The organism is Streptomyces sp. NPDC096079 (assembly GCF_040303145.1).
Lineage (GTDB): Bacteria > Actinomycetota > Actinomycetes > Streptomycetales > Streptomycetaceae > Streptomyces.
Genome location: NZ_JBEOST010000001.1, coordinates 255,200 through 275,681, shown reverse-complemented (window position 1 = coordinate 275,681; position 20,482 = coordinate 255,200). Strand labels below are relative to the sequence as shown.

General features: G+C 73.9%; 20 protein-coding genes and 1 pseudogene. 9 read left to right on the top strand and 12 right to left on the bottom strand.

Going from position 1 to position 20,482, the window contains the following annotated elements:
- Positions 1-25: 25 nt before the first annotated feature.
- The gene (locus tag ABTY59_RS01270; protein ID WP_352016833.1) at positions 26-1,336 is read right to left on the bottom strand and encodes a carboxylate--amine ligase; all 1,311 of its coding nucleotides are present in this window, start codon (positions 1,334-1,336) and stop codon (positions 26-28) included.
- Between the two features lie 155 nt (positions 1,337-1,491).
- On the opposite strand from ABTY59_RS01270, the pseudogene ABTY59_RS01265 reads away from it, so the two are divergent.
- A pseudogene (locus ABTY59_RS01265) lies at positions 1,492-2,613 on the top strand (glycoside hydrolase family 26 protein); the annotation flags it as partial.
- A 507-nt stretch (positions 2,614-3,120) separates the two neighbouring features.
- Here the strand turns inward: ABTY59_RS01265 and ABTY59_RS01260 are convergent.
- The 9 genes from ABTY59_RS01260 to ABTY59_RS01220 form a co-directional block, all read right to left on the bottom strand.
- A complete protein-coding gene (locus ABTY59_RS01260; RefSeq protein WP_352016831.1) occupies positions 3,121-4,245 on the bottom strand; it encodes a GNAT family N-acetyltransferase in 1,125 nt (374 codons plus the stop codon).
- On the bottom strand, positions 4,242-4,901 hold the full coding sequence (locus ABTY59_RS01255; RefSeq protein ID WP_352016830.1) for a YveK family protein: 660 nt from the start codon (positions 4,899-4,901) through the stop codon (positions 4,242-4,244). Before ABTY59_RS01255 ends, ABTY59_RS01260 begins: the two co-directional genes overlap by 4 nt.
- A 13-nt stretch (positions 4,902-4,914) precedes the next feature.
- The gene (locus ABTY59_RS01250) at positions 4,915-6,048 is read right to left on the bottom strand and encodes a glycosyltransferase (RefSeq protein ID WP_352016829.1); all 1,134 of its coding nucleotides are present in this window, start codon (positions 6,046-6,048) and stop codon (positions 4,915-4,917) included.
- Entirely contained in the window at positions 6,045-6,845 is an 801-nt protein-coding gene (locus ABTY59_RS01245) for a polysaccharide deacetylase family protein (protein ID WP_352016828.1), read from the bottom strand. The genes ABTY59_RS01250 and ABTY59_RS01245 overlap by 4 nt, the downstream gene beginning before the upstream one ends.
- Entirely contained in the window at positions 6,745-8,367 is a 1,623-nt protein-coding gene (locus tag ABTY59_RS01240) for a lipid II flippase MurJ (RefSeq protein ID WP_502995321.1), read from the bottom strand. Before ABTY59_RS01240 ends, ABTY59_RS01245 begins: the two co-directional genes overlap by 101 nt.
- 358 nt (positions 8,368-8,725) lie before the next feature.
- Positions 8,726-10,042 carry an O-antigen ligase family protein gene (locus tag ABTY59_RS01235; protein WP_352016827.1) on the bottom strand — a complete coding sequence of 439 codons (1,317 nt, stop codon included), beginning with the start codon at positions 10,040-10,042 and terminating at the stop codon, positions 8,726-8,728.
- A 2-nt stretch (positions 10,043-10,044) separates the two neighbouring features.
- Positions 10,045-11,496 (bottom strand): sugar transferase, encoded by a 1,452-nt coding sequence (locus tag ABTY59_RS01230; RefSeq protein WP_352016826.1) that lies wholly within the window; start codon positions 11,494-11,496, stop codon positions 10,045-10,047.
- Positions 11,493-12,629, bottom strand: a complete 1,137-nt coding sequence (locus tag ABTY59_RS01225) for a glycosyltransferase (RefSeq protein WP_352016825.1) — start codon at positions 12,627-12,629, stop codon at positions 11,493-11,495. The genes ABTY59_RS01230 and ABTY59_RS01225 overlap by 4 nt, the downstream gene beginning before the upstream one ends.
- 1 nt (position 12,630) lies before the next feature.
- Positions 12,631-13,689: a DUF3344 domain-containing protein gene (locus tag ABTY59_RS01220; protein WP_352016824.1), complete on the bottom strand. Its 1,059-nt coding sequence runs from the start codon at positions 13,687-13,689 to the stop codon at positions 12,631-12,633.
- 382 nt (positions 13,690-14,071) lie between these two features.
- Here ABTY59_RS01220 and ABTY59_RS01215 point away from each other — a divergent pair, with 382 nt between their 5' ends.
- The 6 genes from ABTY59_RS01215 to ABTY59_RS01190 all read left to right on the top strand — a co-directional run bounded on the left by ABTY59_RS01215 (position 14,072) and on the right by ABTY59_RS01190 (position 17,838).
- On the top strand, positions 14,072-14,311 hold the full coding sequence (locus tag ABTY59_RS01215; RefSeq protein WP_352016823.1) for a chaplin: 240 nt from the start codon (positions 14,072-14,074) through the stop codon (positions 14,309-14,311).
- A gap of 276 nt (positions 14,312-14,587) precedes the next feature.
- Positions 14,588-15,046 carry a hypothetical protein gene (locus ABTY59_RS01210; protein ID WP_352016822.1) on the top strand — a complete coding sequence of 153 codons (459 nt, stop codon included), beginning with the start codon at positions 14,588-14,590 and terminating at the stop codon, positions 15,044-15,046.
- A gap of 224 nt (positions 15,047-15,270) precedes the next feature.
- On the top strand, positions 15,271-15,546 hold the full coding sequence (locus ABTY59_RS01205; protein WP_352016821.1) for a hypothetical protein: 276 nt from the start codon (positions 15,271-15,273) through the stop codon (positions 15,544-15,546).
- A 233-nt stretch (positions 15,547-15,779) separates the two neighbouring features.
- Complete coding sequence (locus ABTY59_RS01200) at positions 15,780-16,619, top strand: hypothetical protein (protein ID WP_352016820.1); 840 nt, start codon at positions 15,780-15,782, stop codon at positions 16,617-16,619.
- Positions 16,620-16,737: 118 nt separating this feature from the next.
- Positions 16,738-17,250: a hypothetical protein gene (locus ABTY59_RS01195; RefSeq protein WP_352016819.1), complete on the top strand. Its 513-nt coding sequence runs from the start codon at positions 16,738-16,740 to the stop codon at positions 17,248-17,250.
- A 312-nt stretch (positions 17,251-17,562) separates the two neighbouring features.
- A complete protein-coding gene (locus tag ABTY59_RS01190; RefSeq protein ID WP_150266565.1) occupies positions 17,563-17,838 on the top strand; it encodes a chaplin in 276 nt (91 codons plus the stop codon).
- A 62-nt stretch (positions 17,839-17,900) separates the two neighbouring features.
- Here the strand turns inward: ABTY59_RS01190 and ABTY59_RS01185 are convergent, their stop codons facing one another.
- The gene (locus tag ABTY59_RS01185) at positions 17,901-18,767 is read right to left on the bottom strand and encodes a tyrosinase family protein (protein ID WP_352016818.1); all 867 of its coding nucleotides are present in this window, start codon (positions 18,765-18,767) and stop codon (positions 17,901-17,903) included.
- Positions 18,751-19,161 (bottom strand): tyrosinase family oxidase copper chaperone, encoded by a 411-nt coding sequence (locus ABTY59_RS01180; RefSeq protein ID WP_352016817.1) that lies wholly within the window; start codon positions 19,159-19,161, stop codon positions 18,751-18,753. Before ABTY59_RS01180 ends, ABTY59_RS01185 begins: the two co-directional genes overlap by 17 nt.
- A 150-nt stretch (positions 19,162-19,311) precedes the next feature.
- Here ABTY59_RS01180 and ABTY59_RS01175 point away from each other — a divergent pair, with 150 nt between their 5' ends.
- Positions 19,312-19,815: a DUF5949 family protein gene (locus ABTY59_RS01175; protein WP_352016816.1), complete on the top strand. Its 504-nt coding sequence runs from the start codon at positions 19,312-19,314 to the stop codon at positions 19,813-19,815.
- Positions 19,816-19,833: 18 nt separating this feature from the next.
- Positions 19,834-20,481 carry a vitamin K epoxide reductase family protein gene (locus ABTY59_RS01170; RefSeq protein ID WP_352016815.1) on the top strand — a complete coding sequence of 216 codons (648 nt, stop codon included), beginning with the start codon at positions 19,834-19,836 and terminating at the stop codon, positions 20,479-20,481.
- The last annotated feature ends 1 nt before the right edge of the window (position 20,482 follow it).

Sequence of the window (20,482 nt, the reverse complement as noted above, 5' to 3'; positions counted from 1 at the left end):
GACGTCGACATCGTGCCTTCCGCGTTCATCGTCGGGTCAGTTGATCGGTGGAGGTACGGGCCGGGGGCGCCGCGCCGGTGAGGGCCGCGCCCGACCGGCGGGCCCCTAGCGCCCGGCGCAGGGCCCTCCAGGCCTTGCGGAGCAGGTGCGCGAGCCAGGCGCGGCCCATCGCGAGCGCGGGCAGCGGATCGTCGGCGGCGAACCAGGCGTACTCGGTCCGCCGGCTGCCGTCCGGCTCGGGCGCGTACCGGCGGCGCGGGGAGGCGAGCAGCGACAGCGCCGCGTAGTTCTCCACCACGAACCGGCGGCCGTACGCGGGGGAGACCGGCGGCACGGGACGGCCGGTGAGGTCCAGGTGCAGCGCCCGGACCACGTCGAGCCCCTCCGGGTCCGTGAAGAGCCGGAACTGCGCCCCGGCCCGGGGGTTGAAGTCGAGCAGGTGGTACGCGCCGGTCGCCCTGTTCAGCCGGAAGTCCAGGTCGCACACCCCCCGGTATCCGAGCGCGGCGAGCAGCTCCCGCGCCGTCCGTTCTACGGTCGGGTTCACCGTCCAGCGGCCGGAGGCGGTGAGCCCGGCCCCGTCGGGCCAGGACCGCTCCTTGCGCCCGGTCGCCCCGGTGGCGCAGCGGCCCGCGGAGTCCACGTACCCGTGGAAGAACCAGTCGAGGTCCCGGCCGTCGGGGAGCATCTCCTGGAGCAGCAGCCGGCTGCCCGCCTCCGGGGTGCGCGCGTACAGCTCCCGCACCTCGGCCAGGGAGCCGACGATCGTGGTGCTCCGCAGCCCGCCGCCGGCCGGGAGCAGCCAGGGACGGCTCCACTTGGCGACCACCGGCAGCCCGAGCGACCAGGCCATGGCGGCGGCCTCGTCGGCACCCTCGGGGAGTTCGGTACGGGGGTGGGGCAGGCCCAGGTCCGCGCAGGTCTCGGCGAGCGCCGCCTTGTCCGCGACCCTCAGCAGCTGCTCCTCGGTCTGCTCGGGGAGCAGGAAGCGCGGGGCGAGTCCGGAGCGCCGACGGGCGGCCAGGGCCAGGGCGCTGACGTCGTCCAGCGGCACGGCCAGGACGGGATGTGACGGGCTGTCGGTGATCTCGTCCCCGACGCGGCCCAGCAGGGCGCACAGCTCGGCGGAGGAGGACGACCCGGGGCGGGCGCGGGCCGAGCGGACGTAGCGGGAGCGGGCGACCGGACTGGTGCTCGATTCGATGACGGCGTGGACCGGAATTCCGGCCCTTCCCAGCGAGCGCGCGGCGCCGAGAGTGCCGTGATGGAAGGGGTTCCGGTCGAGCCGCACGAGGACGGTGGGGACGCTGGTGTCGAAATGCTGACGGCTCAGCACGGCAGGCCCTTCATCTCGGTGCCCCAACTGGGCGATGAAATCCACTAATGGACTACGGATCAGAGGGGAGCCGAGTCACGGTCGGCTCATTAGGAATACTTTCGGAACATCTGATTGACGGACCATCAAAGGGCGCGCGGCGCCAAGGAGCGGCCATGGGAACTGCACACCGGAGAACGTCGAGAAAATGGCTGGGGGTGTTCACCGCCGGTCTCCTCGCCTCGGGCTCGGTCGCGCTCTCGTCCCCCGCGCACGCCACCGAATCCGTAACGACGAAAGACCCCACACCGACTCCGGCCACCGCCATGGGAGCGTTCCTCGATTCGGGCGCGCTCGGGGTCGCCCGCATCGGGCAGCTCGAACGCTGGCTCGGCGGCCATGAACTCCGCGTCGGCCACACCTACCTCCCGGGCGACCTCTGGAAGAACATCGAAAGCCCCCCGGGGTTCCTCGACGCCTGGGCCGACTGGCGCAACGGGCGGTCCGACCGGCTCTTCGTCCTCAACGTGCCCATGCTGGAGCGCAACGAGGCCCGCGTCCCCGACCACGAGGTCCGCCGCCAGCTCCAGCTCGGCGCCGCCGGGTACTTCGACCACCACTTCAGGACCCTCGCCGAACGCCTCGTCGAACTGAACGCCAAGGACACCGTCATCGTCCTCGGCTGGGAGATGAACGGCACCACCTACACCCACCGGTGCGCTCCCGATCCCACCGCGTGGAAGAAGTACTGGAACCGGATCGTCACCGCGATGCGCTCCGTGCCCGGCCAGAAGTTCCGATTCGACTTCAACCCGAGCCGCGGCCGCGACGCGATTCCCTGGACCGAGTGCTACCCGGGCGACGACGTCGTCGACATCATCGGCATGGATTCGTACGACCAGCCGCCGGGGAGCAGTTTCGACCAGCACGTCAGCGAGCCGTACGGGCTCCAGAAGCAGGTCGACTTCGCCGCCGAGCACGGAAAGCAGATCTCCTACCCCGAATGGGGGCTCTTCCGGAACGGCGACAACCCGGAATACATGCGGCGCATGCTGGACTGGATGAAGCAGCACAAACCGCTCTACCACACGATCACCGACTACTGCCCGCACGGCGTCTGGCAGTGCGACGACAATCCGCGGTCGTCGCTGGTGTTCCGGCAGATGCTGTACGGGACGGAACCGGAAGTCCCGACGGAGCCGACGGAGCCCACCGAGCCCACCGAGCCGACGGAGCCCACCGAGCCGACGGACCCGGTGGACCCCACGGACCCGACCGACCCGACGGATCCGACGATCCCTGAGCCGAAGCCTGAGCCGAAGCCGGAACCGAAGCCTGAGCCGAAGCCGGAGCCCAAGCCGGAACCGAAGCCTGAGCCGAAGCCCGAGCCGAAGCCTGAGCCCAAGCCTGAGCCGAAGCCTGAGCCGAAGCCTGAGCCGAAGCCTGAGCCGAAGCCGGAACCGAAGCCTGAGCCGAAGCCGGAACCGAAGCCTGAGCCGAAGCCTGAGCCCAAGCCGGAACCGAAGCCGGAACCGAAGCCCGAGCCCAAGCCGGAACCGAAGCCCGAGCCCACGCCGGAACCGAAGCCCGAGCCCAAGCCGGAACCGAAGCCCGAGCCCAAGCCGGAACCGAAGCCCGAGCCCAAGCCCGACTGCTGGACCGTCGAGCTCGGTTCGTGGGTGGAGAGCTGGATCGGTGGGCCCGTCTGCGTCCCGAAGGACAACTGGAAGGACGAGGTCGACCTCGACTGGAAGGACGCCCTGAAGGAGTACTGGCCCTTCTGACCCGCCCCACGGCGGCGGAGCTCATCCGGCTCCGCCGCCACGGCCCAGCACCCGCCGCACCCAGGCCCGCTCCCGCGCCTGCCCTGCCGCCCAGCGGCGTGCGTCGGCGGCGCCCGCGCGCAGCCAGAGGAGCGGGGCCGTACCGCGTCCGGTGAGGAGCAGCCGACGGTTGCGGACAGGCTCGGGCCGCCAGTGCTGCTTGTACGACTCGCTGCCCCGCAGCATGCTCAGCGTGGCCCGCCCGCCCGCGCTGGTCTCGCGCGCCCCGTGGCGTAGCAGCATCGTGGCCACGTCGACCTTGCGGGCGCGCAGCGCCGGATCGGCGCCGTACAGATAGCCGCCCGCGAGCCGGGGTGACATCAGGGTCAGGTCGGCGGCGACCACGTCCCCGGCGAGCCGGAACTCGGTGACCATCGCGTCGCCGCGCTCGACCATGGGCCGCACGGCCCGGGTGAGGTGCTGGGCGAACCGCTCGCTGGTGTGCTCGGCGGTCACGCCCCGCCCCTGCCACTGCAGCTGGTGGAGCCTCAGGAGCCGGTCGAGCGCGGCCGGGACCTCCTCGCCGGTCACCACGTGCGCGTCGATGCCGAGCGCGTCCAGCTTGCGCAGCTTGGCGCGGACCCGCTGGGCCTTCCCGGACGGGATCCGTTCGAGGAGCCCCTCCATGGGGACGGCGGGCAGCTCGAGGCAGAGCGAGTCGGGCAGCCGCCGGCGCGGGCCGCGCCACTGCGCGAAGACCCGTTCGCAGGCCGCGCCGGGCCGGACCTCCCGCAGGTCGACGACCGCGCCCCGGGCGGCCCGGGCGAGGGCCCCGGCCAGGGCGGGCGCCGCCTCGGGGCAGCCGTCGTCGAGCAGGACGTCCGTGAAGTCGGTGATGGTGCCGCCGAGCTGGGTGAGGACGGGCAGCGGTCCGTGCGCCCGCATCAGGGGCGCGGCGGCGACGAGTTCGCCGTCCTCGCGCCGTACGAGCACCACCCGCAGCGCACCGGGCCGCCCGTAGGAGAGCCACCAGGAGTGCAGCCAGGAGTGGGACTGGAAGGGGGTGGCGGAGGAGCAGCGCCCGTACAGCGCCGTCCACTCGGCCGAGAGCCGCCCGAACCCCTCCTCGTCACGGCAGACCTCGGTCCGCAGGGCTCTCGGGCTCACACCGCCTCCGGCTGGTGCGTGCCGGCCGCCGGGGCGGGCACCGCGGCCCCCTGCCGGGAGTGCCGGGCCCCGTCGCGCGAGGCGGAGCGCTTCGGGCGGACCAGGAGGACCAGGCCGCCGAGGAGACCGCCCGCGCAGCCGCCGACGAGGGCGGAGAGCGCCGCCGAGGGGGAGACGGGGGCGACGGGCTTGGTCGCGCGGGAGAACTGGACGACCTTCACCCCGGTGCTCCCGGCGACGTGCGTGCTGTTCAGGACGAGCGAGCGGGCCACCCCGTCGGCCATCGAGACCGCCTGGGCGGGCTTCGCCGACCGGGCGGTGATCGAGATCATCGGCGCGTCCGGCGAGGTCGCGGCCTGCACGTTCCTCCGCAGGGTGTCGGCGGTGACCCCCGCCCACACCTGGGCGTCGCCGGTCACCGCGATGTCCGTGGCGACCCGCCCGTACGCCTGGGCGAAGCCGAGCGCCGCCGCCGGGTCGGACTTCTCGGCCGGTACGACGATGACGTAGCTCGTCGCCGCGTACTCCGGGGTCTTCAGGGCGCCGTAGCCGCCGCCGAGGACCGCCCCGGCGAGGACCGCCGCCGGGAGGACCGCCCAGCGGCCGGGGGCGCGCAGACCTGCGGGGAGGAAGGCACGGGGTGGGGTGGTGTTCATGGTGCTGGCTCTCTCACTTCGCGGGGGAGGGGGTGCCGTGGACGGCCTGGTCGTAGAGGGACATCAACTGCCGTGCGCTGTGCGCGATGTCGTAGCGGCGGGCGGCCGCCGGCAGCGGGAGCCGGGCGAGCCGGGCGTCCCGGATGCCGCGCAGCGCGGAGATCAGCTCGGGCACGGACTCGCCGATCCGGCGTGCGCCGGGTGCCGCGTCCGGGGGCAGGTCGTCGATCGCCGGGCAGGCCACGTACAGCACGGGGAGGCCCGCGGCGAGCGCCTCGACGACGGCGAGCCCGAAGGTCTCGTCGGGGGACGTGGACACGAAGGCGTCCATGGCGGCCAGGAGTTCGGGCAGCGTGGGCCCGTGCGGCCCGTGCGTCGGCGGGTCCTCGCAGGCCCCGAAGAGCATGATCCGGCCGCCGGCCCCGCACTCCCGGGCGACCCGCAGCAGCTCCGCGCGGTGCTCGCCCTCGCCGACGAGGAGCAGCCGGGCCTCCGGCACCGAGGCCACCGCCCGGACCAGCCGGTCGAACCGCTTCCCCGGCGTGAGCCGCCCGACCCCGCCGACGACGTACGCGTCCTCGGGGATGCCGAGCACCCCCCGGGTGAGGCGGCGGGCCCGCGCGTCGAAGGCGAACCGTCCGGTCTCGATGCCGTTCGGCACCACCCGGATGCGCTCCGGCGACACCCCCCAGTCCGCCAGCCGGCGGGCGACGCTGGGCGAGACGGCGACCGTGGAGGTGCCGAGCCGCTCGGACGCCAGGTACAGGGCGCGGGTGCCCGCGGACAGCGGCCGGCCCTCGATCTGGGTCTCGCCGAGGGAGTGCTCGGTGGCGATGACCCGGCGGACCCCGGCGAGCCGGGCCGCCGTCCTGCCGTAGACGCACGCCCGGTAGAGGTGCGTGTGGACGAGGTCGTAGCGGCCCTGCCGGACGATCCGGGCCAGCCGCGGCAGCGCGCCGAGGTCCCGGTTCCCGGTCATGCCGAGGTGCGTGACGGGCGTGCCGTCCGCCTCGATGCCCGCGGCCACCGCGCCCGGGTTGGTCAGCGTGACGACCCCGCCGTTCACCGGAAGATGGCGCAGCAGCAGCCGCAGCTGCTGCTCGGCGCCGCCGATGCCGAGGCCGGTGATGACGTGCAGGACCCTCACGACGCACCGACCGGGGCCGGGCCGTGCGGGGCGGGGAACAGGTCGGCGGGGTGGCGGCGGCGCAGCGGGTGCAGGACGCGCTTGGCGTGGAGCCGCACCGGGGTGTCGTTCTCGCCGATGTGGACGCGGGGCAGGGCGTACGTGCCGGTGTGCGGGCCCGGGTCGATCGCGCAGGCGTAGCGGTAGCCCGCCTTGCGGACGGCGCGCACGGCACGCGGGTCGACCTGCCCGTACGGGTAGCAGAAGCCGTCCACGGTCCGGCCGGTCATGTCCTCCAGGAGCTCGCGGCTGCGCCGGGTCTCGACGGCGAGCGTCGCGTCGTCGGCCTCGGTCAGCGGGACGTGCCGCATGCCGTGCGAGCCGATCTCCATGCCGGCCTCGGCGATCCGCCGGATGCCGTCCTCGTCGAGCAGCCGCTTCCGGGGCCCGTCCGTGTCCCAGTCGTTCACACCGCCGAGGCGGCCCGGGAGGACGTACACGGTCGCGGTGAAGCCGTGCCGGCGCAGCAGCGGCAGCGCCGAGTCGAGGAAGTCCGCGTATCCGTCGTCGAAGGTCAGGCCCACGAGTCCGCGGGCGCGTCCCTCGGCGGTGGCGTCGAGCAGTTCGCGCACCGAGACGCCGCGCAGCCCGCGGTCGCCGAGCCAGTGCAGCTGCCGGGCGAAGCGCACCGGGGAGACGGTCACCCGGTACGGATCGTCAGCGGTGTCCGTGATCGAGTGGTACATCGCCACCCACGGGGGAGGCTTCCACAGGGACGGCTTCGGCAGCAGGCGGCGCAGCGCGGTGGCGGCGGGCATGGGGGGTCCTCCGGAAGGCGGAGCGGGGCAGGGGCGGGATGTCGGGCGCCTTGGCGGCGCAGGCGATGAAGAGCAGGAAGACGCCGCCGACGACCAGGCCCGCGGCGGCGACGGCGAGGGCGGCCGAGTCGATCGCCAGCTGACAGAGCCAGCCGGCGCCGGTGGCCCAGGCGCCGGCGGTGGCGAGCCGGAGCAGTCCCTCGCCGAGCCGGTCGACCCGGACGGGGACGGCCTGGCGGTGCGCGCCGCGCAGCAGCAGGACGGCGCTGAGGGTGATGCCGAGGGCGTTGGCGCCGGCGATGCCGACCGCGCCCCAGTAGTGGGCGGCGGGGACTCCGGCGGCCGCGGTGGTGAGGAGACCGGTGGCCATGGCGGCGGCCGGGTACCAGAGCGGGCGGGCGGCGGAGAAGTAGCAGCGGACGAGGGCGCCGACCGTCGTCTGGCCGAGCAGGCCGAGCGCGTACACCCGCATGACGGCGGCGGTGGCGGTGGTGTCGGCGCTCGTGAACTCGCCGCGCTCGAAGAGGAGCTCGACGATGCGGGGGGCGGCGGCGATCACCGTGGACGAGCCGACGAGCACGACGACGGCGGCGAGCAGCAGATCCCGCTCGACCCGGCGGCGGGCCGCCTCGGGATCGCCCGCGGCGAGCGCGCGGGCCACCACCGGGAAGCTGACCGTGCACAGCATCAGGGAGAGGATCATCGGCATCTGCGCGACCTTCTGCGCGTAGTTCAGATGCGAGATGGCGCCGGCGGGCAGCGGGGAGGCGAGGAACCGCTCGATCAGGGTCTGGGACTGGCGGCACAGCGAGAACGCGACGACGGGCGCGATCAGTCCGAGCGCCAGGATCCGTCCCTCGCCGGTGGAGACGGAGGCGGGCGCGGGCGCCGCGGGCTCCGTCCGCCGGGGGTCCCGCAGCGCGCACAGGAGCGTGGGCGCCTGGACGAGGACCATGAGGACCCCGCCGACGGCGACCCCGGCGGCGGCCGACCGCACCCCCCACGGTTCGCGCAGCACCAGGATCGTGCCGATGATCCCCACGTTGTACGCGACGTAGATCGCCGCCGGAGGCAGGAACCGGCCGTGCGCGCGCAGCGCCGCCGAGCAGTAGCCCACCAGCGCGAACGTCAGCACACAGGTCCCGGTGAGCCGGGTGCAGTCGACGGCGAGGGCCGGGTCGGGCAGACCCGGCGCGAGCGCGGCCACCAGCAGCGGCGCGGCGACGATCAGGGCGACGGCGGCGAGCCCTAGGGCGAGGACGATCCGGGGCAGCGTCCCGCGCACCAGGGCGCGCACCGGATCCTCGGACACGGCGGCCGGGCGGCGGGCCAGGGCGCGGGAGAAGGCGGGCACCATGATCAGCGCCATCGCGTCCTCGATGAGCAGCGTCGAGGCGAACTCCGGCACCGTCCACGCCACCAGGAACGCGTCGGTCCCCGCCCCGGCCCCGAAGTACCCGGCCATGATCTGGTCCCGCACCAGCCCGAGGACCGCGCCCGCCGCGGTGAGCCCGGCGGTCACGGCAGCCGCCCGCGCCAGGAACCCGCCCCCGACGCCCCCGCCCCCGGCCACGCGCGCGTGCGCCCGCCGTCCCGCGCGCGCGGCGGCCGGGGCCCCGGATCCCGCACGCGAGGCGGCCGGGACCCCGGCGGGCCGGCGTGCCACCCATCGGGCCCCGGCGACGAGCCGCGGGTCCCGGGGGGAGCCCACGGCCACGGCGGGACGCACGACGGCCCCCGGGGGCCACGGGGAGTCCGTGGGCCCCGGAGGCGAGGCCGGCCAGGGGTCCGTCAGCGGGGTGCCGCACGGCGGCCGGGACGCGGGGCGCGGCCCCTCGGCCCGGGCCGCGTCCGTGGGCTCCGGTTCCCCGGCCCACGGGTCACGCACGCCTCACCTCCGCCAGCGACCACCAGGCCGCCAGACCGAACACGACGGACATCAGCACCGTCGAGGGGCCGCCGATGTCCGCGTAGAAGAAGTCGATGAGCTGCCAGACCAGCAGGCCCGTCGCGACCAGCGCGCAGTCCGCGCCGAGCCGCTGCCGCCGCAGCGCGCCGACGAGCAGCGCCACCCAGCTGCCCGCCAGGGCGAGCAGCCCCACCAGGCCCTGCTCGCTCAGGACGAGCAGGTACATGTTGTGCGGGGAGAGCAGCGGCTGACGCGCGAACGCGGCGCCCGCGCCGGCCGTGTCGCTGCCGGAGGACAGCGCCAGCGAGGCGTTCGAGTCGCGGTACTGGGGGAAGCCCTTGAGGCCGACGCCGGTGACGGGCTCCGCGCGCCACATCCGCCCGGCCGCCGCCCACATCGTGTACCGGTCCGTCACCGACTGGTCCGGCGCGGCCGCCACCTGCGTGATGCTCGTGACGCGCTCCTCCACCATCTCCGAACCGATCCCGAGGCCGCCGACGAGGACCACCCCGAGCGCGCCCGCCGCGAGCGCCACCCGCGCCGCCCGCCGCACCCCGCCGAACAGCAGCTGGATCGCGCAGGCGAGCACGGTCGCGATCCACGCGCCCCGGCTGAACGACAGGACCAGCGGCAGGAAGAGCAGCCCCGCGCAGACCGTGGCGGCCGTACGGACCCGCCCGGGACCGCTGCCGAGCGCGATCCCGGTGGCGACGACCAGGCCGTACGCGACGACCGTCGCCATGCCCATCACATCGGTCGCCCCGAAGGTGCCGACGGCCCGGATGTCCTCGCCCTGGTACGAGGCGCCCGTGCCGGTCAGGAACTGGGCGACGCCCACCGCGCCCTGGAGCAGCGCGAAGGCGACCAGGCCCCACGCGACCACGGCGAAGTCCCGCCGGTCACGGATCGTCAGGAGCACGGCCGCCGGCACCAGGACGAAGACCTGGAGGTAGCGGGCGACGCCCGGCAGGCTCGCCGCCGGGTCGTGCGAGGCGATCGCGGCCAGACAGATTCCGAGCACCGGCAGACCGAGGACGACGGCCGCCGCCCGGGTCAGCGGCCGGGCCCCGCCGCGCAGCACCCGCACCAGACAGATGAGGACCAGCAGCCCGGAGGCCGCGTCCGCGACCGTGCCCGTGCCGCCGGTGCCGCCCTGCGCTCCGCCGCCGCCCGGGACCAGCAGCAGCGCGATCACGGCGAGGACCGGGGACAGCGCCCCGGCCCGACGCGCCCAGTCCCGCACCCCGGCACCGGCGTCCGGCACCGTCACGGTCACGGCCGTGGCCATCCTCAGCTCCCCGTGGGTCGGACGAGTCCGGCCGCCGTGCGCAGCAGGATGCACACGTCCTGCCACAGCGACCAGTGGTCGATGTAGTGGTTGTCGAAGCGGCAGCGGTCCTCGATCGAGGTGTCGCCGCGCAGCCCGTGCACCTGGGCGAGCCCGGTGAGCCCCACCGGCATCCGGTGCCGGGCCGCGTATCCCGTGTGGAGCTTGCTGAACTGGGCGACGAAGTACGGGCGTTCGGGCCGGGGCCCGACCAGGCTCATGTCGCCGCGCAGCACGTTCCACAGCTGCGGCAGCTCGTCCAGCGAGGTCTTCCGCAGGAAGCTCCCGGCCGCGCTCATGCGGCGGTCGCCCGCCACGTTCCAGCGGGTCGCCGACTCGGTGTCGTCGGTCGGGCGCAGGGTACGGAACTTGAGCAGCGTGAAGTGCCGCCCGTGCTGGCCCACCCGCTCCTGCCGGAAGAGCACCCCGGGACCGTCCGAGAGCCGCACGGCCAGCGCGCACAGCAGCAGCACCGGCAGCGCGACCGCGAGCGCGGGCACGGCGAGCACGAGGTCGAGGGCCCGCTTCGCGGCCCGCCCGCGCCGCTCGCCCAGCGGGACGAACGGCTGCCAGGCGTATCCCCACATGTGCGCGCCCATCGGCCCGTCCTGCTGCCGGCCGCCGACCCGCCAGGTGGCGCAGCCGTACTGCTGGAACAGCGACACCAGGCCCGGGTCGTCGTCGAGGAACACGGCGTCGAGCACGGTGTTCTGGATGACCGCCCGGTGGATCTCCTCGGTGGTCGTGAGCACCGGGAGTCCGGGCTCCCCGCCCGCCCGGGACGCGCCGCCCTGTTCGGGGACGCCGACGATCCCCACCGGCCGCACCCCGTACTCGGGATGCTGGGCCGCCGCCGCGGCGAACCGGCGCGCGGCCCCCGTCCCGCCGACGACGAGCGCCGAGCGCGGGCGCTCCCGCGCGATCCGGCGGCGCCGCGCGAGCAGCACCGCCCGGACCAGACAGACCAGGGCGACGTGCGTGCCGTAGGCGGCGCAGAGCCGCAGCGGCCCGATCGCCAGTGCGGGGGAGTACGCGGCGACCGCGGCCGCCGCCAGGCACCAGGCGAACCCGGCGCGGGAACCGAGCGCGGGCAGCTCGTCGAGGGCCCGGGCGTGCGCCGCCGGCCGGTAGAGCCCCGCGTGCCCGTCGAGGACGAGGACCACCGCCAGGACGGGCAGCACGAGCCGGAGGTCCTGGTGCGCCGCGCTCAGCACCGACGCGGCGGCGAGGACCGCCAGGGCGTCGACCGCCACGAGCGCCGGCGCGCCGGACCGTGGCCGCGCGCGGCGGTGGCGCGGCAGCGCCAGCCGTCCGGGCGTGCCCCGGCGCGGTGCGAGGGAGACGAGGCCGAAGGCCTGGCCCGCCGTGGGCCAGGGGCCCGGTGATGAGGGAACGCTGGTACTTTCCGTGGTCACTGCGCAATCGGCTCTCTGTGCTCGGCCCCCCGCACACCGGTCAGCTCGCGGTAGACGTCCGCGACGGCCGCGCCGGTGCGCCGGACATCGAATGTGCTGAAGACGTGCTCGTGGGCCTCGCGGCCCAGGCGGTGCCGCAGCTCCGGCCTGCCGAGGAGGCGGCCCAGAGCGGCGGCGAGCGCGGCCGGGTCCTCGGAGGGGACCAGGCACAGGGGTTCATGGGCGGGCGGCAGGCTCTCGCGGGCCCCGTCGACGTCGCTGACGACGACCGGCCGGCCGGCGGCCATGGCCTCCAGGGGCGCGAGCGCCATGCCCTCCCAGCGGGACGGCAGGACGACCACGTCGGCGGCCCGGTACCAGGGCACGGTGTCCTCGACGGCCCCGGTGAACCGCACCGACGGGCCGGCGGCGGACCGCAGGGCCTCCTCGTCCGGGCCGTCGCCGACCAGGACGAGCCGGGCCGCGGGAACCTCCGCGAGGACGGCGGGCCAGGCGGCGAGCAGGACGTCCTGCCCCTTCTGGCGGCAGAGCCGGCCCACGCAGACGACGGTGGGCGCGGGGTTGCCGGGCGGCCCGTCGCTCGCGAACCGTGCCGTGTCCACGCCGTTGTGGACGACCGACCAGTCCGCCGCGACCCCGGCGGCCTCGCCGGTACGCCGCTCGGCCTCGCTCACGCACAGGATCCGGTCCGCCCAGCGGGCGCCGAACCGCTCCCAGCGGCGGGCCAGCGCGGCGGTCCTCCCCTCGACGGCCTCGAAGGACCAGGCGTGCGGCTGGTACACCGTCGGGATCCGGCCCCGCACGGCGAGCCGGGCGCACAGACCGGCCTTGGCGCTGTGCGCGTGGACGAGCGAGGGCCGCAGCGCACGGACGATCCGCGCCAGGTCCCGGGTCTCGCGGAGGACGGCGGGGCCGGGGTCACGGCCGGCCCGCCAGTCACGCGTCCCGGCGCCCTCGGCGCGGACGGCGGCGGAGAGCCCGGTGCCGGGCGGGCAGGCGACCACGACCCGCAGGCCGGCGGCCCGCTGGGCGCGGACCAGGTCGGCGACGACGCGGGCGACCCCGCCGTCGCCGGGCTGGACCACGTGCAGGACGGTGACGGACCCGGGGTCCGTATCGAGTGGTGACAGCACGTCAGCGCCGGACGTCGGCCTGGAGGTACACCGCGCCGAGCCAGACGGTGTCCTTCCGGCTGCCGACCCGGACGCGCACCCGGTCGCCCCCCGCGCGCAGGGCGTCCCGGAGGTCGAACACGTCGGAGTCGTATCCGAGGGTGTTCGTACCATCGGGACGGCGTACGGTCACACCGGCGCCGAATTCGGTGATGCTGGAGTTCAGCACGTCGTCCGCGGAATTGGCGGAATCGGAGAGACGGGTGCTCCGCGAACGGCTCGTTTCCACGGTCAGGTAATCCCCGGACGTGCCGCGGTCGCCGTCATAGGCGATCAGCCCGAGACGGCCGGAGACGCCCTTGGGAAAACGGTTTCCGTCGACCGGGACGCGCAGCTCGCCGGCACGGGGACCGACCGTTTCGAAACCGTCCCAGACGCTGATCCTGCGCAGCGGTTCCGAGGCCTTCTCGTACGCGGCGACGAGCGTCCAGCCGCCCCATCCGCCCACCGCGGAACGCCCCATGGCCACATTGACCTGGGCGACGGTCCACAGGCCGGGCCTCGACCGGCGGACCAGCTCGGTGACGTCGGCGGAGGCCTGGAAGGCGTCGGCGCCGTCGGCCGTGCGGTGGCCGATCACGGAGTCGGCGAGCAGCGCCTTGTACGCTCCGCCCGGCTCGGCGATCAGGACGCGCCCGTTGTCCTTCGGCGGCTTCTGCTCGCCCACCCGCAGGTTCCCGCCCCAGTAGAGACGGGCCCAGGTGACCCGGGAGCCCTTCGGCACCGCCAGCTCGGCGCGGCTGGAGTTGTACGTGTTCGGGTCGCTGTCCACGTCGACGTACGCGATCGAGGCGCCGTCGTTGACCGCCTCGGTTCCCTTCGCGCCCTTCGCCGAGGTGTTGGCGGCGCGCACGATCCCCCCGTGCTGCACGGCCTGGTGGCGCGCCGCGAAGGGGACTCGGGTCGCCTCCCGGGGCCGGGGCGCGGCTGCGGAGGCGCCGGGCAGCGCGGCGGACAGGGCCGCACACGACAAGGCGCACAACACGCTGCGGCGCACGGCAAGAAGCGCTGAATTCCGCATACAGGTTCTCCGCTTTGATGAGAGAAGGGAGGGAAGACCCGAGTAGGCCGGGGGAGAAGAAGGTGTCGTCCGCACGAAATGGGTGAACGCGCGGCGGGCCCGGAAGCAACGTTCGGGAACGTTATAACCCCGATGCGGGGCGATAGTAAGCATTAGATGCCCGGAAACGCTAACTCCCGTATCCGGGGGCCCGGTTCCTCGTTGAGCGTGTTGCGCCATTCCACGCCCAGTCCCTCCAATGGCCCTCCTATGGCCCAAAGATCGGTTGAACGTCACCCGTTCGGGAGAGCAACCGATGAAAACCCGGGGCGTTGTTGAGGGAGCCGGGCCGAACAGTCCGCGCAGTCCGAGTTGGATGAATTCGATCGAGGAGCACCTCCCCATGTCCCGTATCGCCAAGGCCGTTGTCCTCACCGTGGGTGCCGCCGCCACCGTCGCCGGGGCCGCCGGTGTCGCCGCTGCCGACGCCGGTGCCGAGGCCGCGGCCGTGAAGTCCCCCGGTGTCATCTCCGGCAACGTCGTCCAGGTCCCGGTGCACATCCCGGTCAACCTCTGCGGCAACACCGTGAGCGTCATCGGCGCGCTGAACCCGGCCTTCGGCAACACCTGCGTCAACGCCTGATCACGCACGTCCGATCGGTCCTTCCGAAGCCGGTGCGCCCACCCCACGGGGTGGGCGCACCGGCTTTTCCCTTGCCGCCACTGGTTCGTTACTCGTTCGGCCGCACCCGGGTGCGCCGTCCGGTGCAACGGCGTACGCCCCTCGGAGGGGCAGGTCGCGGCACGGGATTCACCCGAACGGAGGCCGTGGCGCTCCGTAGTTCTGCGGTTGCGGAGGGCTATACCCGCAGGCACCGTGAGAGGGCAGTTGTCCGACGCATAAGGAAAAGGAACACATATGCGTCCCCTGGTCACACGCCGTCTCACCGTCCTGGCGATATCCGCCGCCCTCACCCTCGGCACGGCGGCTCCCGCCCTCGCCGGCGAACTCCATCCGTCCACCGCGGCCGACCGCGCCGCCTCCGCGCCCGCGGACGGGGTGGACGACGCCCTCGCGAGCGTCCAGCAGGCGGTCGCCGCCCTGCTCGCCTCCGTCACCTCCGGCGTCGTACCGCAGGTCACCTCCACGCTGACCTCACTGGTCGGCGGTCTCCTCTCCACCGTGCTCGGCGGACTCCCCGCGCTCCCGGCCCTCCCGGCCGCCGTGCCCGCACTCCCCGCCGACCTCCCGGCCGCCGTGCCCGACCTTCCGGCTGCCGTGCCCGGCCTCCCGGCTGCCGTGCCGGACCTTCCGGTCGCCGTGCCCGGCCTCCCCGTCGCCGCGCCGGACCTGCCGGTGACGCCGCCCGTCCGGTAGTGGCCCGCGCTCCCGCACCGGCCCGGCGTCCCCCGGGCCGGTGCGGGCGTGTGCGATCGGCAAATAGCACCGGCCCGCATCGATCGGGTGCAGTACCGAGAAATCCTTCCTCCCGGAGTTTCCGGGGCGCTCACTCCTCGTTACAGAAGCAGAACGATGTACAGGATTCGGCCAAGAGCCCTGTACAGAACGTGACTTGAAAGCACAGAGGAAGGATTCACTCCATGAAGCCCACCAAGGTCGCCGCGGTCGTCGCCGGTTCTCTGATGGCCCTGGGTGCCGCCGCGCCCGCCATGGCCTCCGAGGCGATGACCCCCACCAGCCTGAACGGTGGACTCGAAGCGATCGCCGCCAACGGGCTGAAGAGCGACATGCTGAGCAGCACCACGGACGGCTCCCCGGTCCAGACCGTCACGAAGGCGGCCGACCAGCTCAACACCGCCACCAAGGGCGCCCCGCTGCTCGGCGGCCTCCCGGTCCCCGGCGGCCTCGGCGGCTGACACCGCCTCAGTAGACCTTTCCTCACGGGCACTTACGGCGGCCCCGCGCGCCGCTGTTCCTCACGGTCGGCTGATCGAATGATTTTCTGATCAGCTGCCGTGTGGCCCCGGTGAAACGCCGGGCGCCGACCCATACCCTCTGGCCGATCCCACGTGAACGTCGGTGCGGATCAGGCCGGTCGGAGCGAGGGGGGATCCTCGCCGGTCTCTCCCTTTCTCAGAGGAAGAGCGGTATGCGGTCCATCATCAGCAGGAAAGTACTCACCGCGGCGGCTGCGACCGGCATCCTGTCGCTGAGCGGCGGTCTCGCCCTGGCCGCCAACGCGCACCCCGGTGCCGGCGACGGACCCGGTTCCGGCGCGGCCGGCCATGTCCGGGCCCCCCTGCCCCCGGACGTCTGCGACAAGACCATGGAGCTCGGCGGTGCCGTCGCGGACGCCGTCGGCGACCTCTGCGGGCCCGCGGAGGAATCCGGCGGCTACGGCGAGGAGCCGGGCGGGCCGACCCATCCCCCGACGCCCCACCCGACGCACACCGCGCCGCACCCCACGCACACCGCGCCCCATCCCACGCACCCCACGACACACCCGCCCCATTCGACGCCGCCTCCCCACACGACGCCGCCGCACACCACGCCGCCGCCTCACACGACGCCTCCCCACACCACGCCGCCGCCTCACACGACGCCGCCGCACACCACCCCGCCCCCGCACACCACGCCGCCGCACACCACCCCGCCCCCTCACACGACGCCTCCCCACACCACCCCGCCCCCGCACACCACCCCGCCTCACACGACGCCGCCGCACACCACGCCGCCCCCGCACACCACGCACCCCGGCCACCCCGGCGGGCCCGGGGACTGTGAGGAGAACGGCTACGGCGACGAGGGGTGCGAGGGGCCCTCGGGCTCGCCGTCGCAGCCCGGGCACCCGGGGCACCCCGGGCACCCGCAGCTTCCCGACACCGGTAGCGAGGCCGCCCTCATGGGCGCGGCCGCGATCAGCGCCGCCCTGATCGTCGGAGGCGCCGTCGTGTACCTCCGCGGCGGACGCGTCGCCCGCCGGCACTGATCCCCGCGTGCCGGAACCGCGTCAACACGGGCCCTCGCCTTCACCGGTGAGGGCCCCACGCGTTGCTGCACATGGGTTAGCCCCGCGACGTTTCGGCCGAGGGACTCGTTCTCCTCACATGACTCTGCGTTCTCACGCGGGCATGGGACTCCTCATGACCGCACTCGCCTCCGCCGCCCTGGCCTCCCCCGCCGCCGCCGTCGAGGCGCCGGTGATCGTCCCGCTCCAGGGCCTGGAGCCGGTCCTGCCGATGGACGCGCCGACCGTGGCGACCGGCGTTCCCGTTCCGATGCCCGGCGCGCCCACCGGCTTCCAGAAGGGCCTCGGCTCGCTCCCGGACGTGGCCCTGCCCAGCGTCCCGCTCACCGGCACCCTGCCGGAGACCGTCGTCGACGCGCCGCTGCCCCAGGTCCTCAAGGGCAGCGAGCCCGGCCGGGCGCTGTTCAGCAGCCCCCACTCGGAGATGGAGGCCGCCACCCCCGGTGCCGTCGTCGGCAACCCGGTGGAGGCCCCGCACGGCAACGGGCTGGCCGGACTGCCGGACCTCACGAAGCCTCAGGTCGGCCTCCTCACCCCGGTGCTGAGCGGCGCACTCGACCCCCAGCTGGGTCTGGCGCCGGAAGCGGACTGACGCGACCGGACCCCCGGCGTATTCCTCGCGCGTTCGTACGACCATTGACCGGGCGGGTGAAGACACGATTCTTCCCCGCCACCCCAAGGGCTCCCGGTCGTTGCAACAGAAGGCTTGTCGCATGGCCGCGGCCCGCGGGCCGAACACGTCCCGTCGTATCCGGCGGCGGACGGTGTTCGATTCGCGGGCCATTTCTTCGTTCTTCCTTCTTCCCGTTCAGCCCAAAGCCCGTGACCCCTCGCGGAGATCGGCGTTGAACGGGAGTGACGGCCGTGATTCCTGCGGTCGCTTTCCACGTCCAAGGAGTTCTTGATGTCTCGCATCGCGAAGGCTGCCGCTGTTCTCGCCGGCACGGGTGCCGTTGCCCTCAGCGGAGCCGGCCTGGCCGTCGCCGACTCGGGCGCCGAGGCCGTCGCCGCCCACTCGCCCGGTGTCGCCTCCGGCAACGTCGTCCAGGTCCCGGTCCACGTCCCGGTCAACCTCTGCGGCAACACCGTCAACGTCATCGGCCTGCTGAACCCGGCGTTCGGCAACACCTGCATCAACGCCGACGGCCACGGGCACGGCGACGGCGGCTACGGCGGCTGATCCCACCCCGCTCCCGCGGATGTCCCCCCGGCCGACGGCCGGGGGGACATCCGTGTGCGGGCTCAGGCGTACCGGTAGATCCGGCTGTGGTCGAACATCGACTGGGGCGTCACGCCCCAGGGCGCCATCGGCTCGTGCCGGGCCGCGACCTTGCGGTACTGCGCGTCGCCCAGCGGCGGCGGCTCCGCCGGCAGATAGGCGGCCCCGGGGTTGCGCTGCTGCCAGCGCGACCAGACCAGGTCGACGAAGGAGTGGTGCAGCCAGAACACCGGGTCGTTCACGGAGCCGCCGCCGAGCATCAGGCCGCCCACCCAGCGGTGCACCCGGTTGTGGATCCGGAACCTTTCGTTGCCCCGGCCCGGTGCCCAGCCCTCCAGGGCGTTGCGGAAGCCGGTGGCGCTCGTCGAGTTCCAGGGAGCCGCGTCGTACACCCGCTCGCGCGTCACGGCGTCGAGCTGCGCCGGGGTGGGGAGCGTGATCGGGTCACGGGGGCGGCCGAAGTCCCTGGTCAGGAAGCGGCCGTCGGTCATCGACTGGGTGATCGTCCACCGTCCGGTGGCGTGCGCGAAGGGGCCGGTCATCACCTGGAGGTCGGCCCTGCGGCCGTTGCCGCCCATGAAGTCCTCGCGCCAGATCGACGAGGCCGGGGAGTTGTCCCGGGTCCAGTCCCAGTACGGGACGGAGACCTTCGGGTCGATCCGGCGCAGGGCCGTCTCGAACTCCAGCAGGAACTTCCGGTGCCAGGGCAGGAAGCTCGGCGTCATGTGGGCGATGCGCAGCCGGCCCTCGCCGTCGGCCGTGTAGTGGTCGATGTGGGTCCGGACGAAGCGGTCGTAGGCGCCGGTGCGCTTCAGCTCCAGTACGGCGGCGACGAACGCACGGCGCTCGGCGGCGGTCAGATCGCGCTGGTTCTTACGCGTGTACACCACGCGGGCTCCCTCCCGTCGGGTCGGTGGGGACGCCGTGGGCCGCGGCGAGCGGGGAGAGCCGGGCCGTGCCCAGCTCGTCCACGGCCGCACGGGTGGCCTCCAGGGGCGTCGGACAGGACTCGTAGTGATCGATGGGGCTGACCCAGCCGCCGTCGGCGCAGCGCATCAGATGCAGCGGCCGGCCGTCGACGAGGGCCGTCGGTGCGCCGTCGGGGCCGGAGAAGCCGAGCAGCCGGCGGCCCCGGTACATCTCGTCGAAGGCGTGTGGATCGCTCGCACCCCCCGGTTCCGGTCGGTCCGTGCGGCTCGCGACACGGCCGAGCGCACCGCCGGTGAAGGCGGTGACGGCCAGGGCGAACAGGGACCGCAGTGCGACGCGGCGCGGGACGATCATCAGTGATCTCCTGGTGGTCGGCTTATGCCCTCAGGGCACAACGATGAAAACCCGTGTTCGTTGCGGCGGAAATGCCAGCGGCGTGAATGTCGGCCGTTCGAGTGAATTCGGCACGGGGAAAGGGTGGTTGGCGCACTAGCATCCGGTTCCATGACCACTTCCAACGTCGTTTCCTCGGCGCGCAGCGCCTCTCCGCTGGGAACTCTCACGGTGATCCCGTGGTCCAGCGAGCCCTCCGCCGACTCGGCGGGGACGCCCTTTCTGATGGCGTATTCGCTCGGCGACGGCCGCGACGGGCCGGAGGCCGGTCAGCAGGCGATGCGCGCGGCCCTGGACACGATGGGCCTCTCGGTCGGCGACCGCCTCTTCGACCTGGAGAAGGACGCGGGGATCAACGCCTCGCTGCTCGTCGAGGCCGGCTCCGCCGTGCTCACGCTGCCCTTCCTGAAGGTGCAGTGCCCGGTGCCGGACGAGTGGCAGGCGGCGGCGCGCGAGCAGGGCAAGGTCTACTTCATCTGCTCCGTCCGGCCCTGGTCCGAGGGCGTCCCCGGACAGCCCGTCGACGAGGCGCGGCTGCGGGCCTTCGTCTCGGACGAGGAGATGCTCGCCGACAGCGCCCACGTCCTGCTGCCGGTCCGCCGCATCCAGGGCTGAGCGGGAAGGGACCGCGTCATGGCGACGGCGAACGTACGGGGCGGGGTGCCGGGACAGCGGCAGGACGAGGTCGCGCGGGAGACCGGCGCGCCGGTCGGCGCGGGCCGCTCCCTCGCCTGGCTGCTGTTCGTCACCGGGGCGGCGGGCGTCCTCGCCGGCTGGGTGATCACGATCGACAAGTTCCTGCTCCTGGAGGACCCCGGCTTCCAGCCCGGGTGCAGCCTGAACCCGGTCGTGTCCTGCGGCAACATCATGAAGAGCGAGCAGGCGGCGGTGTTCGGCTTCCCGAACCCGATGCTCGGGCTCGTCACGTACGCCGTCGTCGCCGCCGTCGGTGCCGGGCTGCTCGCCGGGGCCCGCTACCGGGGCTGGTTCTGGCTCGGCCTGAACGCCGGGATGCTCTTCGGGGTCGGGTTCTGCACCTGGCTGATGTACCAGTCGCTGTACGAGATCAACTCGCTCTGTCTGTGGTGCTGCCTCGCCTGGGTCGCGACCATCGTCATGTTCTGGTACGTCACCGCGCACAACGTCCGGGAGCGGATCCTGCCCGCCCCGGCCGGGCTGCGGACCTTCCTCGGCGAGTTCACCTTCGCCCTGCCCGTCCTGCACATCGGGATCATCGGGATGCTGATCCTGACCCGCTGGTGGGACTTCTGGACGAGCTGAC